Genomic DNA, 19,049 nt, shown 5'->3' on the forward strand with positions numbered 1-19,049 from the left:
TTGATAATTGATAATTGATAATTGATAATTGATAATTACCTCTGGTTAAAACCTTACGGGAATTGAACATAAGGAAATATCCTAGCACTTTTTTTCCCTTGAAAGGGCAGGGCTAATTCATTGTCGTCAGAGAATATTTACAACCCTATATTTTTGAGTTCTGGTACTTCCCACACTCCCCACCCTCTCCTCCTTTTTTCTCTGGTGATAATAAATAGACCTTGCCTTGAAAGGGGAGGCTAATAAAGCTGAATTATTTAATTATTAATTAAAACAATAAAACCACCTATGATGCCTATAATTTTGTGGGCATATTAATAAATACCCAACGATTAATTAATTATCATCAGACATCTCCAGAAATTATATAAGTCTTATCCAAAACGACTGTACAAACCTTACATATAAAGTCTCGACATAAGATGAATCAAGCAAAAGTCACCCTAAAAGTCTTTTGTGGATGCCTAATTATGTGAACATCTACCACCTCTTGCTTCTTGCATAAGTGCCTACTTTTACAAAAAGCTTTCTTTTTTGGAGATGTCTATTAAAGAAATAGTAACCGAGTTTGATAGGAGGTAAGATTTATAAAGTAGTCGGACAGAATTAATGACAGTAAATGTTTTTGTCCACCTACTTACCTCCTACTCATTCTATACCATACTCATCTTAGATGAGTGCAATTAATTCTAGATTTGAACCTTGTGCTAATACCCACAGCACTAAACAACAGAAAAGCTATAGTAGTTGATGGTTTGGGAGTAGACTATACCTGTACAAAATTTGCCTTGACTTCTACTAGCAGAAAAATTCCCTCCGTCTGGGTGAAATTATTGTTCAACAAGGTTGGGTAAATCAGCAAACTATCGAATATGTCATGGAAAAACTGATTATCCCTGAACGAAAAATAGTTCCTATAAATCAATAAATATCTCCCATAATTAATCTTAAAATCCTTGTAATTCCTAAGCTAAAAGTTAATTCCTGGAGATGTGTAATCTATTCCCCCATAGCAGGGATAAATATGTGATAGTTCTGTATAAAAATGATAAGAGCTAATCAATCAAGTAAATATTAAAATATTAAGTTCCTTTCTACATATAAATCTACTCACTATACGGACTAAGTATAATGTTATTGCAACGAGGGTCAATGAGCCTAAAATCTCTGAAACCCTTATTCTTTGCTTCCATGACCATGTAAAATAATTCTTTATAGAACCCCTAAAGGTATCTATTTAAAATTAGAGATTGAGAGTAGGGGAGTAGGAGAGTGGGGGAGATGATGAAGTAAGGCGACCTAAATTCTACTCTACCTTTTTCCTCTATTTCTTTATTCTCCATCTCCTGACTCCTTTGGCAAAAACCTTTACCTTTGCGGAGATACGCTTAGGGCTTCTATAAGGGGTTTACTCTTCAAACCCCTACAAGCAAATATTTGTTAACTATTACACTCACAACCTTCGTGACCACAACCTGCACCATCGGGATGATTATTAGCACAAGCTTCAGAACAATAGTTTTGACCATTCTTCTGTAAATCCCCCCGTTTTTTAGCCCAAATCAGGGAATTGGTTACCAAACTCCCTACAATATCGTAGTTAACCTACAACCTATCATATAGAATCCGGTTGAACAGTCGTCCCTATCGACGATAGGAAGCAATCTCTTAAACCTATGAGATTGCTATCCGTTCCGGAATGCTCCGCAAACCTTCCACTCCGTTGCAGTCGCAATGACTTAGCTATAGTAATTAGTTACAGTCGATGGGGGTATCGCTACCCCTCACCTCTGTTTCAAAACCGTGCATGAGAGTTTCCAGCTCACACGGCTCCTAACATCGCAGGATGCTTCAAGGTTGGTTACACTTAATTTCGCACCTATATTTCAAGGTTTGTCCACGCTTATTGGCTTCGGTTTTCGCTGCTCTTTGGCATTATGCCTGGAGATTTTTCACGGGCATGAGTCTCCTACTCTCGGCTTGAACCTACTTACTAAGTGCGAGTGCGTTTTGGCTTAATACAATTTCGGTTTCACGCCTAAGAGCAATGCCTCCCCACGTCTGCATATCCTGGGTATTACTCCAGGCTTGCCTCTTAGGGAATCCTTATCCCTAATAGCCATTGGTTACGCTTTTCCTACTCTTCAAGAGAGGCTAAAAGGGGTTACTTCGTTCCCTGATATCATTTCACGTTGACTTTAGGCTCCTAGTTTAGACCGACCCCAATTAGATACAAAACCAACTCCAGTTAATTGATTCCAATTATGCGGGGCATACCATTTTGGTTCAAGGGTATCAATGTTTTTCCCTTGTCTATAGTAACGACCCATATACTAGATTATCTATTCGATAACCATTGTCAACTTCCCTTGCAGAGAATTGAGATAACATTACTCTTGACGAAGCTTTTAGGCCATGCACGCTCGTGACAGACTTGCGCTTTGTCTGAAACCTGGGACTAGGGAGTCACGCGGTACCTGCGCGGGAAGGAATTTAACCTCCATGATTATCAGAGTTACCCTTTGACAGGGCTGGCTGAACGCAAACTAGGGTTTGCTTAGGCCAAACGAGTCGCACTCCAGATTCTATATCACCTTCTTCAAACAGATACAATTGCAGTTTCCAATTTTACTATTAATTTTAAACCAAACTCCTCTTCAAACGCCTGCTTCTTATATTCCAAACTCCACAACTCCAATGCACAATCATCTTCAGGGTCAGCAGGTCGTAACCAGATATGAAATTCCTTTTGATTTTTGTTTAACCAACAGGTGATACTAGCGATCGCTCCTTTTTGTCGCCTATCTAAAGCTATCGCCAACCGCAACAATGCACTCAACTCAGACACGACTTGTTGATATTTTTTGGGTAAGTTTTGATAATGCTCGTGTTTTTTCTTGGGTAAACTCTTGCGGTGATAACGAGCTAAATTAGCAATAACTTCAATTTCAATCTCACTATACCCCAATAATTCCCCATTCCTAATCAAATAATAAGAATGTTTGTGGTGTTCTGAATGACTTATATATAAACCACAGTTATGCAAAATTCCTGCTGACCATAATAACTCTCGTTCATCACATCCCCACTGATGCAGCACTCCCTGAGTTTGGTCAAATAAATATAACGCCCAACAAGCAACCCGTTCGCTATATTCCAAATTGACCTGATATTTTTGCGCAATTTTTAGGGTGTTACGTTGCCGAATTGAACTTTGGAAACGGAGGCGATCTTCTATCAAACCATGATTTAACATCCAGTCAAGTATTACTCCCTCCCGTAAACTTCTTTCACAAATAGTTACTGACTCCATCTCCAATAATCTCATTGCTTCCTGTAAAACTAAAGCACCCGCCAAAATAATTTCTGCTCGCTTTTCGGACATTCCTGGAAGTTCGAGTCTTTCAGAAAGAGATAGTTTCCTCAATTTATTCACCAATTCTTCCAACTCGGCAAAACTAAACTGATAACCACCCAGGGGAGTTGGTACACTTCCCAATTTTTCATAAGCATGAATAGTTGCTAAAGCTTCAATAGTACCAGCAGTTCCGACTAACCGAGGTTTTTCACCTTGTTTGATGTTAGCTAATAATTCTTCTGTCGGACGTTCCAATAAACCTCTAGTGTAAGCTTGCAAATACGCAAACTCACTTTTACTAATGGGATCTGTGGTAACAAATTCTTTTGTCAGACGTACTGCACCTACTTTTGTACTGCTTAGAGTTCTCGGTGTATTACTATCACCTAATATCAACTCTGTGGAACCTCCTCCAATATCAATAATGATATGGGGTTGGTTGTTAAATTCCATTGCTGAAAGCACCCCTAAATAAATTCGTCGTGCTTCTTCTTGACCAGAGATTAAGTTAACATAGAGGTTTAACTCATCAGCTATTCTGTTAAGAAATTCTTTGCCGTTGGGTGCTTCCCGTACAGCACTGGTAGCAACTGTGATAGTTTGTTCAGCATTAGCACTTTTAGCAATTTTTTGGAAACGCTCCAAAGTGGCGATCGCTCTATCCATCACTTCCGGTTTTAAATTACCTTTCGTTCCGCAGTCTCCCAGTCTTACTGTTTCTTTGTCTCGGTCAATAATAGTAAAAGCAGGTAACCTGGGGTCAATTTTTACTACCACCAAATGTAAGGAGTTGGTACCCATATCTATTGCTGCCAAGATACGGTCTTTATTTCCTAGTGGAGTAGGAATTCTAACTAGAGGAACAGATGTAACCATATAAATGTGTCCTAGTTTACAAGTTTGTTAAATTTTAGATTAAATAATGTCATCTGTTTTATTATGACAAAAAATAAGTAAAATGGACTTTTACTATTGACAAATTATACTTGTTAAGATATATCCGCGATGGAGATTGAAGTATAGAAAGGATTACAGTGGATTACGGTGAGATACAAATATCAATAATAAAACCTTTGTAGCATAGGCATCTTAGCTATTATGACTGTATCAAAAGTAAGTTATTAAGTTCAAAAGCTGAATGCTAAATTATTTGTCAAAAAAACTGTAGGGGTTTGGTCTCCAAACCCAAGTGCATGAGGGATTTGGAAACCAAACCCCTACGATAAAATGTTACATTACAACCTATTTAGGATTGCTGTAACTGAATACTTAAACTAAAAGGAAGGTGAAACTAAATAATGCCCAAAAAATCTATTCCCAGAATTGAATATCTACGAGTGCAAAATTATCGCGCTCTGCGTGATTTAGAACTAAAAAAAATCACTCCATTAACTGTATTTTTAGGTCCTAATGGTAGTGGTAAATCAACAATATTTGATGTCTTTGCTTTTTTGTCAGAATGTTTTACAGATGGTCTCCGAAAAGCTTGGGAAAAAAGGGGGAGATTTAAAGAATTAAGAACTAGAGATACTGAGGGAAATATAGTATTTGAACTTAAATATCGAGAAAAAAAAGACTCTCCTTTAATTACATATCATCTTGCCATTGCTGAAAAAACCAAAGGTCCTTATGTTGCTGAAGAATGGTTGGAATGGAGAAGAAAATCAAGAGGAAAACCGTTTAGGTGTTTAGACTTTAAAGAAGGGGAAGGAAAAGTAATTACTGGAGAAATGCCTGATGAACAAGACAAACGTATAGATGAAAAATTAGAATCTGCGGAATTTTTAGCAGTAAGTACCCTCGGACAATTTGCTAAACATCCTCGTGTTAGTGCCTTGAGAAAATTTACTACAGGTTGGCATCTTTCCTATTTAACTGCAGACAATACTCGTAGTATTCCTGAAGCGGGTGCCCAAGAAAGATTATCGCCAACAGGGGATAATTTACCTAATGTTGTTCAATATCTTAAAGAACAACATTCAGGACGACTTGAAAAAATTCTTGATATTCTTTCTCGTAGAGTTCCACGTTTAGAAAAAGTTGAAGCTTCAATTATGCAAGATGGAAGACTTTTACTACAGATAAAAGATGCTCCTTTTGCTATACCAATTTTAGCAAAATTTGCCTCTGATGGTACTTTAAAAATGTTAGCTTATCTCACTGTTTTACACGACCCAGATCCACCTCAACTTATCGGTATTGAAGAACCAAAAAATCATTTACATCCTCGTTTATTACCAGAACTTGCTGAAGAATGTCGTGCATCTTCAGCTAAGACTCAATTGATGGTGAAAACTCATTCTCCGTTTTTTATTGATGAGATAAGACCCCAAGAATTATGGGTACTTTATCGGGATAAAAATGGTTATACTCAGGCTAAACGTACTAGCGAAATGCGAGGAATCAAAGAATTTATCGAGGAAGGAGCATCTTTAGGTAATTTATGGATGGAAGACTATTTTGAGGTTGGAAATCCTCTAAAAAATCAAGGCGCACCACCCAAAAATTAACCTGAAAATTAGTAATTATTAGGAGTGGCTAACGAGTGCATATTGAATTTCTAATAGAGGATCGGTCAACGGAGGAAACTCTCTGTTATTTATTACCAAAAATTCTGGGTGAATCAATAACTTTTGAAACTCACTTTTTTCAGGGTAAAGAAGATTTATTTTCTCAACTACCCGGAGGATTAAAAGGGTATAAAAAATGGATACCTGATGATTGGAGAATTATAATTTTGGTAGATAGAGATAATGAAGATTGTAAAAAATTGAAATTAAAGTTAGAAAAAATTGCTAGAGATGCTGGATTTGTCACAAGAAGTAAAAGTAAAAATAATTATCAATTAATTAATAGAATTATGATTGAGGAATTAGAAGCTTGGTTTTTTGGAGATATTTCAGCTTTGATTAAAGCTTATCCTAAAGTATCTAAAAATCTCAGTCAAAATGCTAAATATCGTGACCCAGATGACATTAAAGGTGGTACTTGGGAAGCTTTAGAAAAAGCGCTTAAAGACGCAGGTTATCATCAAGGAAGATTAGAAAAAATGAGGGCTGCTAGAGATATTGCACCCCATATGAAACCCGCAAAAAATATCTCAAACAGTTTTCAAGTTTTTTATGATTGTTTATTGGAAATAATGGAATCGGAAAACAATTAATTTGATAAATTAGAAGAAGCGATCGCCTCTAAAAAATATTGCAATTTATATTATCTTAGGTACAATAATTATAATTATGCTCCTTGTTTTGCTTGAGCAATTAAGATAAATATTTTAGGGCAAAACAATAAACAAATTTGCTATTATAACTGATAACAAATAACAAATAACTAAAATGACTCAATCTACTCTACCTGAATCAGAATCAACCTTAATAAAAGTAATCAAACTTCTGAGATGGGATAAACCTGCCGGACGTTTTATTTTAATGATTCCTGCCTTATGGGCCGTATTTTTAGCTACCCACGCCATGCCACCCATACCATTAGTAGGAGTAATAGTAATAGGAACATTCGCCACCAGTGCCGCAGGTTGTGTAATTAACGATTTGTGGGACCGAGATATCGATCCAGAAGTAGAGAGAACTCGCGATCGCCCCCTTGCTTCCCGCGCTCTAACCATTCAAACAGGTATTGTTATTGCCATTATTGCCTTTGCTTGTGCTGGAACTATAGCGCTATATCTCAACCCCCTGAGTTTTTGGTTATCTGTAGCAGCAGTTCCCGTAATTATCTGTTATCCCTTAGCAAAGCGATTTTTTCCAGTACCCCAGTTGGTATTATCTATTGCTTGGGGTTTTGCGGTTTTAATTAGTTGGAGTGCTGCAGTTGCTAAGTTGGATACTGCAACTTGGATATTGTGGGGTGCAACTATTGTTTGGACATTAGGTTTTGATACAGTTTATGCAATGAGCGATCGCGAAGACGATCGACGTTTAGGTGTTAATTCTAGCGCTCTATTTTTTGGTGAATATGCTACTAATGCTGTAGGTACATTCTTCTTTTTAACTTCTGTTTTATTAGGGTTATTAGGAAGAGAAATGGAGCTACATATTGGCTTTTGGATAGCTCTGGGAATTGCTACAATTTTTTGGTTTATTCAATATGGAAAATTACGGCAAGAAGATATTTTGAAACCTTATGCTCAAATATTCAGACAAAATGTTTGGATAGGTTTTATCTTATTAGCTGGAATGATTACAGGTTTCATATTTTAATATAGCGTTTTTCAGTTACATGAGGTACATTTAAAAGTCAAAACATTTGCTATTACTAAGTTTTTCTGTACCTCATCTATTTGATAATTGCTATATTGAAGTTATCTAAATTATTTTCTAATTTTTCTAATCGTGGAATTATCCATTTATTTTTCCAATATTCCACCAATTCACTTTTTTTAAAATCTTTCCATTTTGGTTTGTTAGATTTTCCTAAAAGATATTCTTGCCCATTATTAGCTAATGGACAGTTGTAATAGCCTCTTTGCCAACCAATACTCAATATATCTTCGGAAAAACCTAATTCTCTTAACCCTATTTTTAAAATCCTCATTTTCCAATTAGGTCCTTGACCAAATTTATAACTATCAAATATGTCATCTGGAACAACTTGTTTTATTAATTCCCAACTTCCATTTGCAGTTATATGTAAATGACTTTGACCTTTTGTATAATCGATAAATTTCCAATTCATTAAACGAGTATATATTGCCGATTTACCAAAAGCTCCTAAAGTATCTATATAGATAAGATGTGCTTTTTTATTCTTTCCAGAGATTAGAGATACTTTGTCTTTATACTTATAATAAAAAGCTTCTCTAACTTCTGGAAACATGAGGCATAAAGCAATTAATTTACTACCAAGAACTAAATTATAAGGTGGTACTGCTCCTAAAATATAGGCAGTCATACAATTATATAATCTTTGTAATTTTTGCTCTTTTGTCCAACCAATATATCTATCTCTTATTCCTAAACCAATTACTGGATCGCTTAATCCGAAAATACCAATCAATTTATCGTTATAGCTATCGAATACTAAAAATCTAATTCTTCTACCATAACCAGTTGTAACAGGAATTGACCAAAAAGTTGTAGCGTAAGCCCAAAGTTGTCTTTGCTTTGTAGTTTTAACAATTTCTAAGTAAGGATCAATTTTCAGAATGTCTATTTCTTCAGGTTTGGCTAAATAATTTTGGAATTTATTTTCATATTTTAAACCTCGTAAATTAGTATGTTGAGCTAATTGTTTTTGCATTGATTTTAAATCATCAACAATTAGCTTTTTTGAATCAAAATCCCATTCAACACTATATTCTGCTAATTTTGCTAATAACTCTCCTCTTATCCTTTTTAATTGTTTAGATTTCATGTTTAAAGTGTATTTTGATTGAATAAGTTGCCTTGAGATTGTTCTACCAATTTGTTAGCATCTTTAAATTTACTAAACTCTGTGAACATTTGAAGAAATAAAGGTGAACCTGTAAATGATAAAGGAGAAATAGGTCCAAGAAACATAAAAGGATATTGTTTGCTACTTTGAGGGTCAACAAATGATTTATATAAACTTAATGCTTGTTTATCGCTTACTAATTCCTCAATTTGTCTATATTCACTTCCAGACGTTAAACCATATCCAAAAGCATAAAGTCTTAATTGTTGAACTATTTCTTTATGTAAAGATGCAATAGTCTGAGTTATAAACATATAACCCAAACCATACTTTCTAGTTGTTCTAACTCCATCTACAAAAGTTTTTGTTAAATTAGACATTTCACTATTATCATCATTACCAAAAGAAGCTCTAACAAATCTATGAGCTTCATCAAGACAAATTAAACAATTTAATCTTTTATCTTTATCAAATTCTCTCTCGCCAGCTACTCTTAAAGTTATACTAATTTCTTTGAGAATTAATGCTTTAATTTCTTCATTATCAGCAAAAGTTGTTCCTTTTCCTTTAATATCTAAAAAGACAACTGGTTTGGTTTGATCGGTAGCAGCTTTTTCGACAATCAACCATAGAGACTTTCTTTGATTTCCTTGACTATCTCGTTCAAGGAATAAATCTAATACAGGTTGCCAAATTTCCTCTTTAACTCTTTGAAATTCTATATTTTCATTAATAATACTATCAAGAGTTTGTTCCAATCTTTCTTTAGCTTGCTTACTACCATAGATTCTTTGTAAAGCATTATTATCATTTCTCAACGAAGTTAATACATTTAACAACAAATCATCACAAGCATTTTTGAGTTCAATTTTGGGTTGTTGGTTAGACAAAATTACTCTTATGATTCGAGCCACTTCTTCTGAAGCATATTCTTGATTTTCTTTACTTTTAACTCCAATATTTCGATAAAAACCTGCTTTTAGCAAGAGAGAAGTAAATAAATTTACTGCATTATTTTTTGTTCCTAATCTAATTTGATTTGTTAAACTATAAACTTCAACTTTTCTACCTAATTTTTTTAAAGATTCATGGAGTTTAAAAGGTAAATCTGTATCACTAGCAAATTGATTTTGTGGATCGATAAAAATTATTCCCATATTTTTATGCCTAGCATATCCTAACAATAAATAAGCAGCTAAACCAGATTTTCCAGAACCACTTTTACCAAAAACTCCAATATGATAAGCTTCTCCAGCACCTCCTTCTCCTCTATCAAAATGCTTTAACCAAAAAGGCATTTTTACTTCAGTAGAATAAGCATTACCTAAATAAATAATTTGATTTTTATACTGTTCTAAAAGTTTATCTAATACTTCATCTCGAACAGAAAAAATTGCAGTACCCGTTGATGGAGAAGTACCTAATGTTCCTTCACTAATTTTGCCATCAGGTGCAATACTAAAACAAGCTTGAACATTTAATTTAGCAGTTCTAACATCAGCTTTTCCGCTTAAATGAGGAAGTGAACCTCTACGTTTAATAATTCCTCTAAAAGTTAAATCTTCATGCCAACGATTTTTAGTTTCTATTTCACTAATTTATCCGATAACAACTAATTGTTCTTGTTCCTGTGGTTGTACTAAACAAACTAACTGTCCTAAAATTTTCTTTTGTTCACTTTTTTGATTAATATCAATTATGATTTCTGTAGTATTACTTGGAGAACCAACACTACCAATATTAAATTGATTTGACTGGTTTTTAAGTAAATTAAGTAAATCCATATCTATAGTTTTTCCTGATGTTAATTAAGTTCTGTAAGATTGGGTAAGTAGTTGCAAAAAATTTGGATTATCACTAAATTGATACTGTACTATTGCTCTTAATGCTTCTAAACCTCCACTTATACTTTTAGCCATCATATCAGCTAAATATTGAGGATAAGGTTCTTTAATTTCAGTAGAAACAACTTGTTCTTTAACTCCTTTTAAAACTTTAGCAAGTTCAATCTCTGTTTTTGCACAGTTTTCTTTCATTTCTATTCTATAAGCAGGAGACCACTTATAAGGCTTATAGTAAGTAAAATATACTTTTCTATTTTTAGGTAAATCTAGCGCTTTATTCAGCTCTTCTTTAATAGTGTCTCGCTGTCCACGAAAATCAAACTTATCAGAAACTGAAATATACAGATCGCCCCAAACTTGTTCTGTCTTCTTAGTTTGTCCCACAGGTAATGGTTTTGTAAATTCATCTGAATTTAAAATTAAAGTCATAACTGTTTTATCATCAAGTGTTAAATTAAAATATTTCAAAATACTTAAGCCAATATCTTGTGAAGAATCGTATTTTACCATATAAACAATATTAGGATTAGTCATAGTTTTCTTAAGAGAATTTATCAAATCAAATTGCTCAATAATATCTGATGTTACTTCTTGAAAATGAGGCTCATCTAAAGTTGACATACTTGTTAAACTATTAATTCCAATTACAGGCGTTTGATGAGAACCATCAGCAATTATAATGTCATGGGGAGTCTGACTAATTACTAATAGTTCTAAAGCTGTCATTGCACCTCTAGTAACTTTAGGATTACTTTCAGAATTATGAGGTAGAACATCTTGCCAATTTTTATACTGAACAGAACCCCATTTTCGGTTATCCTCTCTTACTAAACCTTCAACACCAACGCCAACAGCAATTAAAGTATCAGCACCAATAGATTTTTCAATAGCTTGTCCACCATCAACCGCTGCAATAGATGGACTAGGAGGATTTTCCAAATCTCCAACTCTACAAATCAAATCATTATCTTCTAACTTTTGATGTAATATTTTTTTTTGTTCTTCTAGCTCTTGAAACAATGGTTTAATTTTATCTGCTATTTTGGGAGCATCCTCTAAAATATCTTCCAAAAGTTCATCAGGAAGATTAGCATAGCTGTCATTTTGCTTATTATCCATAATTAAAAATCTATAATAAAAACGTTTCAAAACTCGATGAATTTAAGTTTTTAATTGCTCATTTATTTTTTCATAACTCGCATCGAACTACATAGGAAAAATAGCTGTAGTCTTGCATAGTAATAGTAGATGAGAATGAAAAACGCCACTTTGTAGGGGCAAGATGCTCCCACTACTGTTCCCATTGACCAAAATAATTATAATGACTACCATGAAAATGCACTACTACTCGATTTCCGAGTATATTTCAAAGCAAATCTGAAGAATATTTTTAACGCCTTCACAAAAAAAGCCGATCGCTGACTGCTAATAGCTAAATACTTTTTTTTAAAGAAAATATAAGTTTCATTACAAAATATTAAAAATTTCCACGAACTCTTAAAAACTTGTTATTTTAGGAAAACATTTAAAAAACTGTTAAAAACAAACTATGAAAGTATCAAATTCTCCAGTACATCTAGGTCAGTCAATATCCTTGGGAATTGTTTTTTTACTAACCAGTCTTGGGATTATGCTTTTGACAACTATAATGATAGCAAATGGTAGTTAAACAAAATAATAGACCTCTTGGGCGAGAGGTCTAATTAGTCTAATTTTTAGATAGTTTTAGTTTGAATCAATAGGGTGGGATAGTGACATTCCCACCCTATAAACGTAGCAAAAGATTTTTACCATGAGTATCAGTACCACAAGTATTCAGTAAACCATAGGTAGCACTAAGTTTCTTCACTTGCTCTGTTTGTTTTGGGCTAGGTTTCCAAGGTTTAGTATGAGTGTAACCATAGTAAGTTTCCACACCATCAATACCTAACTTCGCTGCTGCTTTAATTAAGTCAGTAGCAGAACGCTTATAACGACAAGGATGAGCAAGTACCGCCAAACCACCCGCTTGTTGAATAGCAGTAATGACATTAGCAGCTTGATATTCTCGACCTTTAGTCCCCTTTCCTGTCAAATAAGGGTGTAAACTTGGGCGTTCTGGATCAAAACCATATCCGAGAATATGTACCTCAATATTCAGTAAGTTGGCATTAATTTCTACCCCACTCCACAGAATAGGGGCTAAATGCTCTTGATCTGGATTAATAGATTTCCAGTTTTCTAACCAACTTTTAGCTATTTGATAACCACCAACACTATGATGGTCCGTAATGGCCAAACCTCTGAGGCCGATCGCAATTGCTTGCTCTATTAAACTCTCAGGTGTTAGCTGTCCATCGGAGTAAATTGTATGCATATGAAAGTTATAAGAGTTTGGACAGCTATACGCATCAATAGTTTCAAAGATTTGCTTAATTTTAGGGTAATTATTAACCACTCTCTTCTGAGTGAAATCAGGAGCCAAAGTTATATTCACAGACATATATCTTCATAAATTGTTACTTTCTCCAATATATCTAAATTTGGCTGACAAGTTACAAGTTTGTCCCATTTAACTAATATGAAAGTCCTCAGTGCAGTTGTTGAGAACATAAGCACATAATTAGGGAACAGCTCTAGAAAGTAATAGGAATAATAGTTTCAGAGTTTTTATCATTTTTGGGACTTTTGATGGCTCACGTTCCGTGGGTCACTTTATCATCTAATTAAGTAGACAAAAATCGTTAATTTCCCTCGTACTTATACTCTGTAAATTATCTTTATTGACCTTCCTTGTAGTCAAGTTAAAAGGTTTAATTGAGTATTTATACTTAATTAGTTTCTCTGATTGGCAATTTCCTAGGAAATTATATGTGAATGCTATTCCCTCTTGTAAAGCATTAAATTTATCGATCCTCTACCTGACTGATTATCTTTAATCTACTACATTTTGAAGTCGAGAATATAGATTATAAATCATTGAAGAGTTCTATCTATTCAAAATATTCAAACTTTTTGATGAATTAGTCTAAAAGTATTAATTTTATTATAAAAATTTTCTACCAGAAAAATTAAATATATTGATAATTATTGTAGCAATTTATTTGTATTTTAAATCACAAAAAAATTATAAATGGACTAAATGTAAATAGGGTGGGCATTGCCCACCCTAGAAAGAAGTAGGATGACCCATATAGCAAACTTTCATTGGATAAGTAAAAATAATTTGTTTCATTTTTAATACCATACTAACTTTGGTCATTATTGCGAAAGACCCAAGCCATATCCAATAATTTTGCCCAACGTTTCTGTAACTGTTTAGGAGTACATTTGATTGCAGCAGCGATCGCTTTTTCATCTTCACCACCTCGCTTAAGTTGTAGAATTTGTTGTTGCTCAGGAGAAAGTGTGACTAAGAAAGCTTCCCATTGCTCAGAAGTCATACCTAATTTTTGGTCAATGTCAGCACCTAACCACTGATGTACCAACTTCCAATTTTGAGAACGAGCAAACTTTTCTACATGATACTTAAAACGCTGCTGTAAATAATCCCGTTGGCGAGCAGTTAAACCCAACTTCTTATCAATATCAGATGCTTGATAATCTTGTAGTTTTAACCGTAGATAATCAATACATTGGTCTTGACCAGCCGCTTCCAAGTAGGCGATTAACTCAGCAATTACGCGATCGCGCAATACAGCTTCAGCAGGGTCAACAGCCTCAGAAACCATTTGCTCTCGAACTTGTTGTACAGCAGAAGAGCGACTAAAAGCTTCTGCATCTTCACCTTTAGGAGACTCAACCGCCATTTCAATATCAATAGCAGTTTCAGGAGGTTGACCTTTAGCAAAACCCTGAGCGCGTAGGACAATTAACCGTTGACGGTTTCGACCGGGCAAACCAATTTGACGTTTAGCATACTGTTCGGTGAATGCCATATATTCTGCCAATTCCAACTTCATTTTAGGAGTATAGTCTTGTTCCAAACCATGTTCCCGGCGGAAAGCTCGCAGACACTCAATATAAAACCCTTGCATAAAATCCTCGATTAAGTTACAGCGACCTTGGAAATTTAATTGAGTTCCAAAAGAAGCAATATGACGATAAACCATAGAAGCTAGGAGAGAGTGTAATTCTACCCGACCTTGCTTAGAACCAAGTTTGTAGTATTGCAAGCACTTTTGCCAGCGATGACGTGCCAAACTCAGTTGCCAAGAACGAACTTCACCAGAATTTTGAATCCGATTACTTTTTAAGCAAATCCTTTCTACTTCTTTAGCTATACGCAGAGCTACAGTTTGAGCTTTTGCAGGCTTAGTTTTTGCACCATCTTGCAATTCTTTTAAAACCACAGCAGCTAAAGTTTCAGTACCCATTCCTATTACAGTATTTTCTGTAGTTTGATTTTCAACTTGGCTATTATTAACTTCTGGAGCGGTAGTAGAGTTGTCAGTTGGGGAGTTGGGGGAGCAAGCAGTCTTAACAGTCATTTTATTTTACCTCTGGATAATGCACGCTAGGCGTAGGAAAGAAAAATGTAGAGTATTTCGTGTTGGTTGAAATCTTTGTGATTTGTTCCTTCCCTCTACACTTATAACTATAGGAAAGTTGCCTAGACTAATAGCAAAGGAGAGTTACACTTTTCTAGTGTGGTTTTCTTAGATTCTTGAAATTAGTATCAAAGATATTTTCCCGATTCATACTAAAAACGCCCGAAAGCTTAATATAGATTGAAAATTAAGACTTTCCTCAGAAAGCCATCTCAGGAACGAGGAACTGTGACAACCATTAAATTGACAGTGCCACCTGTGTGTCTGTTACACAGGTGGCACATTAAAATTCAAAATTCAAAATTCAAAAGTAACCTCAAACTGAGTTTTTCCTACCATCTCTCCACACTCCCGTACGGACGCCCTTATGCAACGTCCCTACCCCCACTCCCCTACTCCCCTACTCTCAATCTATAATTTTAAATAGCTCCCTTCAGGGGTTCTATAAGGAGAGGTAATTATTAATTATTAATTATTAATTATTAATTGTTGAATCCCTACTCCCTCTTTGCTGTATTAACCAATCAGAGCTGTTACAGTTTCAACCCCAAGACCTTCTCGAATCAGATTGGGTTCTTGGCCAGTTAAGTCAAGGATAGTGGATACCTGATACCCAGGGTCAGAACCATCATCGACAATGATATCTACTAGATTTTCTAGACAATCAAACAATTCTGCTTTACCAGTAACTGCTTCTATCTTTATCGGGGCCATTCCTTCAGCATCACTGGTAATATGAGCCGATGTGGAAATAATGGGATTGCCCAAAGCCTCTAACAAGGCCAAGCATACTTGATTGTTTGGAACCCGAATACCTGTTGTTTTACGTTTTGGACTCATCACCAGTCGTGGGACTAACTTTGTGGTAGGTAGCACAAATGTGTAAGGGCCAGGAATTAAACGTTTGATAATCCGGTAGCCTGAGTCACTTACAATAGCGTAACTTGCAATGTTAGAGAGGGAGGAACAAAGGAATGTCAAGGGCTTATCATTAGATAGTTGTTTAATTTGCCTAACCCGCTGCACAGCAGATTTAACATTGAGGTCACAACCTATTGCGTAAACAGTATCCGTTGGATAAAGCATCACTGCCCCATCTTTAAGAGCTTTAATAATCTGTTCTACACGTCTTTGTTGGGGGGTATCAGGATGAAGTTCGTAAAAAATTGCCATATTTGTATTTTAGATTTTAGATAAAATGTCAAACTATTGGTTTATCAAAGAATAAGCAGAAGTTTGCTCATATATTCCGCCATAATCATATAATTGTTACTAAATTTTGGGCGTTGCTGAATAAAAGTATGATTTTACAGGAGTGGTAGGGGCGAATGGCCATCTGCTAACGCAAAGCTCCGCTTTATATGTCGCTCCGCGTTTTTCATGTCGGCTCAAGCGCCGTTAGCGGAGCTTTGCGCTAGCAAAACGGAGTTGTGCGATAGCAAAACGCCCCTACAGGAGTCAGGAGTTAGAAAGGAGCTTTTTCCACCCTAGTTAGACGAGAAATAGGTCTGATTTACCGTTATAAATTTAGGAATTTCATACTCTGTTTCAGCAATGCCAATTTTGAATTGACCCCTTTTGAAAATTCTGTAGGGATTTTGAGAGTAAAGGGTTTGGAGACCAAACCCCTACAGTTTTTTTTACCGAAAAATTGGGTTTAAAGCCTCCCCCTTTTAGGGGGACTTTGTGTTATGCTAGAAAAAGTGGAAAGGTATTCAACCACTCTAAAAACCTAGCTACTTAATCAGTAGCGCCATTTACCTTGAAAACTAGAGTTATGGGGTTTTGCACTCCGAATGCTTGTGTATCGAAAAGCTCTAAGCAACAAGTACCAGAGAACCAAAGTTTTTTTAGGTTTGAACTGTACCGTAGGGCATACGGGAACAGGCTCTTGAAATAGAGTAAACGCTTGGGGAGAGAACCATCTCTGGCTTAGGTATCGCTTGCGTATCTGATTTAAGTGGACTCATTGAACCAAGAATCCTGTTTTCAGGAGAATCTCCGCGCCTAACAGCCGGAGAGTATGTCAAAAAGTCTTGGTAAGGATGAATTGGTCTTCAAAGAGAATTAGAAAAAATTTTAGGATGGTGAGGTAAACTTTAATACTAATTTCTATTCCCAATAGGAAAACCTCAGTTAGAGATTATTTTTGACTTTTCTACGGGCGAATGGCCATTCGCCCCTACTGACTTTTGACTTGCGCGTAGCGCTTCCCTAGTTTATGAACAAAATAGCTTACCTTGAATGTCCCACTGGTATTGCAGGCGATATGTGTCTGGGTGCTTTAGTCCATGTTGGTGTTCCTCTAGACTATCTAATCGAAAAACTAAATCTTTTGGGTATTTCCCAGGAATATCAGTTAAGTACAGAAAAAGTGCATCGTAATGGTATAGTAGCGACGAAATTTCATGTCAAGCTAACTCATGCAAATCCTGAAGATGGGGAACCCCTAACTTTTGACCACCACCATCACCATCATCACGATGCAGAAAATGACTCTAACAGACAAAAACACCATCATGCTCACAACCGCCATTTGCCAGAAATAGAAGCATTAATCAAAAAAGCTGGATTGCCCCAACGTGCTGAAGCTTGGAGTTTGGCAGTGTTTCAGAAGTTGGCACAAGCAGAAGGTGCTGTACATGGTGTTGCTCCAGAGCAAGTACATTTTCACGAAGTTGGGGCAACTGATGCCATTATTGATATTGTGGGGACTTGTTTGGGGTTAGATTGGTTGAATATTGACAAATTGTATTGCTCGCCTTTGCCTACTGGTGGGGGTACTGTGAGGACTGCTCATGGTCTATTACCTGTACCTGTACCAGCAGTGCTAAAACTTTGGGAGTTGCATAATGTTCCGATTTATGCTAATGGGATTGAAAAAGAATTGTGTACTCCTACGGGTACGGCGATCGCTTGTACTATTGCTAGTGGTTTTTGTCCACCACCGTCAATGTCTTTACAATGTGTTGGTTTGGGGGCGGGTTCCCAGAATTTAGCTATCCCTAATATTCTGCGTTTGTGGATCGCAGAAGGGAAAGTTCAGACTCAACATTCTCAAGTAAAAAAGTTTGATGTTGTAGGGACGTTGCATGCAACGTCCCTACATTCGCATCTAGAAACTGTCTCAGTTTTAGAAACTCAAATAGATGATTGTTCTCCGCAAGCGATCGCCTATACTTTTGATGCTCTATTTGCTGCGGGTGCATTGGATGTGTTTACTCAACCTGTAACGATGAAAAAATCTCGCCAGGGAATTTTACTAACTGTTATTTGTACACCAGAAAAGTTATCTGCTTGTCAAAAAGTAATATTTCGGGAGACTACGACTTTGGGTATTCGTCAGTCTATTCAACAACGAGCTATTTTGGAGCGAGAAATTCATCAGGTGGAAACAGAGTATGGAGCAGTGAGGTTAAAGGTGGCAAAAATGGGGGATAAAATTGTTAATGTGCAACCTGAATATGAAGATTGTGCTACATTAGCTAGACAGCAAAATCTGCCTTTTATGGAAGTGCAGAAAATGGTATTGCAAAGTTGGTATAGGAATACGCGCGAGACAAAAGTCAACAATAATCTATGACTGAGTTTGATAATTTAGAAATGTCCTAACTTCAAAATTCAGTATTTTAGAATAATCCTTCAAACTCAAATTATGGACGTCAACTTATAAAATTAAAAGTAGTATAAAAATTTGTAGTTCGCTAAGTATTTTTATATAGTATATAAATTATCTTCATTGACCTTTCTCAGGTGATTCGCGTAATTAGGAGCATTCCGTAGGAAATCACCCGTACAGGATAAATGGGAAATTTAGAGCTGCTAGGAGGAAGAATTATCCCTTGATTTTTCTGCCAATAGTCAACCCATCAAGAATTTGTTCTGCGCTCCATAACCCAGAATCGCGATCTCATAAACTTTAAT

General features: G+C 35.7%; 13 protein-coding genes. 4 read left to right on the forward strand and 9 right to left on the reverse strand.

The window, feature by feature from the left end:
• Positions 1–1,440 precede the first annotated feature (1,440 nt).
• Complete coding sequence (locus ACP6PK_RS30460) at positions 1,441–1,581, reverse strand: hypothetical protein (protein WP_426565369.1); 141 nt, start codon at positions 1,579–1,581, stop codon at positions 1,441–1,443.
• 1,018 nt (positions 1,582–2,599) lie between these two features.
• Entirely contained in the window at positions 2,600–4,234 is a 1,635-nt protein-coding gene (locus ACP6PK_RS30465; protein WP_426565371.1) for a Ppx/GppA phosphatase family protein, read from the reverse strand.
• Between the two features lie 422 nt (positions 4,235–4,656).
• On the opposite strand from ACP6PK_RS30465, the gene ACP6PK_RS30470 reads away from it, so the two are divergent.
• The 3 genes from ACP6PK_RS30470 to ACP6PK_RS30480 all read left to right on the forward strand — a co-directional run bounded on the left by ACP6PK_RS30470 (position 4,657) and on the right by ACP6PK_RS30480 (position 7,578).
• Positions 4,657–5,868, forward strand: coding sequence for an AAA family ATPase (locus ACP6PK_RS30470; protein ID WP_426565372.1), 1,212 nt, complete (start codon positions 4,657–4,659; stop codon positions 5,866–5,868).
• Between the two features lie 35 nt (positions 5,869–5,903).
• Entirely contained in the window at positions 5,904–6,521 is a 618-nt protein-coding gene (locus ACP6PK_RS30475; protein ID WP_426565374.1) for a DUF4276 family protein, read from the forward strand.
• A 175-nt stretch (positions 6,522–6,696) separates the two neighbouring features.
• Positions 6,697–7,578, forward strand: coding sequence for a 4-hydroxybenzoate solanesyltransferase (locus tag ACP6PK_RS30480; RefSeq protein WP_426565376.1), 882 nt, complete (start codon positions 6,697–6,699; stop codon positions 7,576–7,578).
• Between the two features lie 76 nt (positions 7,579–7,654).
• Here ACP6PK_RS30480 and ACP6PK_RS30485 read toward each other — a convergent pair whose 3' ends face one another.
• The 7 genes from ACP6PK_RS30485 to ACP6PK_RS30515 all read right to left on the reverse strand — a co-directional run bounded on the left by ACP6PK_RS30485 (position 7,655) and on the right by ACP6PK_RS30515 (position 16,298).
• A complete protein-coding gene (locus tag ACP6PK_RS30485) occupies positions 7,655–8,731 on the reverse strand; it encodes a Druantia anti-phage system protein DruA (protein WP_426565378.1) in 1,077 nt (358 codons plus the stop codon).
• Positions 8,732–8,733: 2 nt separating this feature from the next.
• Positions 8,734–10,050, reverse strand: a complete 1,317-nt coding sequence (locus tag ACP6PK_RS30490; protein ID WP_426565380.1) for a helicase HerA domain-containing protein — start codon at positions 10,048–10,050, stop codon at positions 8,734–8,736.
• 300 nt (positions 10,051–10,350) lie between these two features.
• A complete protein-coding gene (locus tag ACP6PK_RS30495) occupies positions 10,351–10,536 on the reverse strand; it encodes a hypothetical protein (RefSeq protein WP_426565382.1) in 186 nt (61 codons plus the stop codon).
• Positions 10,537–10,560: 24 nt separating this feature from the next.
• Positions 10,561–11,715: a DNA double-strand break repair nuclease NurA gene (locus tag ACP6PK_RS30500; RefSeq protein ID WP_426565384.1), complete on the reverse strand. Its 1,155-nt coding sequence runs from the start codon at positions 11,713–11,715 to the stop codon at positions 10,561–10,563.
• A 646-nt stretch (positions 11,716–12,361) separates the two neighbouring features.
• A complete protein-coding gene (locus tag ACP6PK_RS30505) occupies positions 12,362–12,952 on the reverse strand; it encodes a PHP domain-containing protein (RefSeq protein ID WP_371357371.1) in 591 nt (196 codons plus the stop codon).
• A gap of 871 nt (positions 12,953–13,823) precedes the next feature.
• A complete protein-coding gene (locus ACP6PK_RS30510) occupies positions 13,824–15,065 on the reverse strand; it encodes a HetZ-related protein (protein ID WP_426565386.1) in 1,242 nt (413 codons plus the stop codon).
• A 576-nt stretch (positions 15,066–15,641) separates the two neighbouring features.
• A complete protein-coding gene (locus tag ACP6PK_RS30515) occupies positions 15,642–16,298 on the reverse strand; it encodes an L-threonylcarbamoyladenylate synthase (protein WP_094675805.1) in 657 nt (218 codons plus the stop codon).
• 1,048 nt (positions 16,299–17,346) lie between these two features.
• Between ACP6PK_RS30515 and larC the strand changes: the two genes are divergently transcribed.
• Positions 17,347–18,708, forward strand: a complete 1,362-nt coding sequence (gene larC / locus ACP6PK_RS30520; RefSeq protein WP_426565389.1) for a nickel pincer cofactor biosynthesis protein LarC — start codon at positions 17,347–17,349, stop codon at positions 18,706–18,708.
• Positions 18,709–19,049 lie beyond the last annotated feature (341 nt).

The sequence above is a fragment of the Dapis hubbardiae BLCC-M172 genome, assembly GCF_050016015.1.
Classification (GTDB): Bacteria; Cyanobacteriota; Cyanobacteriia; order Cyanobacteriales; family Microcoleaceae; genus Trichodesmium.

What these genes read in the sequence shown, in the direction of transcription:
- ACP6PK_RS30490 (WP_426565380.1), bottom strand. Translation starts at nt 10,050, where the DNA reads ATGCCTTTTTGGTTAAAGCATTTTGATAGAGGAGAAGGAGGTGCTGGA.
- ACP6PK_RS30495 (WP_426565382.1), bottom strand. Translation starts at nt 10,536, where the DNA reads ATGGATTTACTTAATTTACTTAAAAACCAGTCAAATCAATTTAATATT.
- ACP6PK_RS30500 (WP_426565384.1), bottom strand. Translation starts at nt 11,715, where the DNA reads ATGGATAATAAGCAAAATGACAGCTATGCTAATCTTCCTGATGAACTT.
- ACP6PK_RS30515 (WP_094675805.1), bottom strand. Translation starts at nt 16,298, where the DNA reads ATGGCAATTTTTTACGAACTTCATCCTGATACCCCCCAACAAAGACGT.
- ACP6PK_RS30465 (WP_426565371.1), bottom strand. Translation starts at nt 4,234, where the DNA reads ATGGTTACATCTGTTCCTCTAGTTAGAATTCCTACTCCACTAGGAAAT.
- ACP6PK_RS30505 (WP_371357371.1), bottom strand. Translation starts at nt 12,952, where the DNA reads ATGCATACAATTTACTCCGATGGACAGCTAACACCTGAGAGTTTAATA.
- larC (WP_426565389.1), top strand. Translation starts at nt 17,347, where the DNA reads ATGAACAAAATAGCTTACCTTGAATGTCCCACTGGTATTGCAGGCGAT.
- ACP6PK_RS30480 (WP_426565376.1), top strand. Translation starts at nt 6,697, where the DNA reads ATGACTCAATCTACTCTACCTGAATCAGAATCAACCTTAATAAAAGTA.
- ACP6PK_RS30510 (WP_426565386.1), bottom strand. Translation starts at nt 15,065, where the DNA reads ATGACTGTTAAGACTGCTTGCTCCCCCAACTCCCCAACTGACAACTCT.
- ACP6PK_RS30470 (WP_426565372.1), top strand. Translation starts at nt 4,657, where the DNA reads ATGCCCAAAAAATCTATTCCCAGAATTGAATATCTACGAGTGCAAAAT.
- ACP6PK_RS30485 (WP_426565378.1), bottom strand. Translation starts at nt 8,731, where the DNA reads ATGAAATCTAAACAATTAAAAAGGATAAGAGGAGAGTTATTAGCAAAA.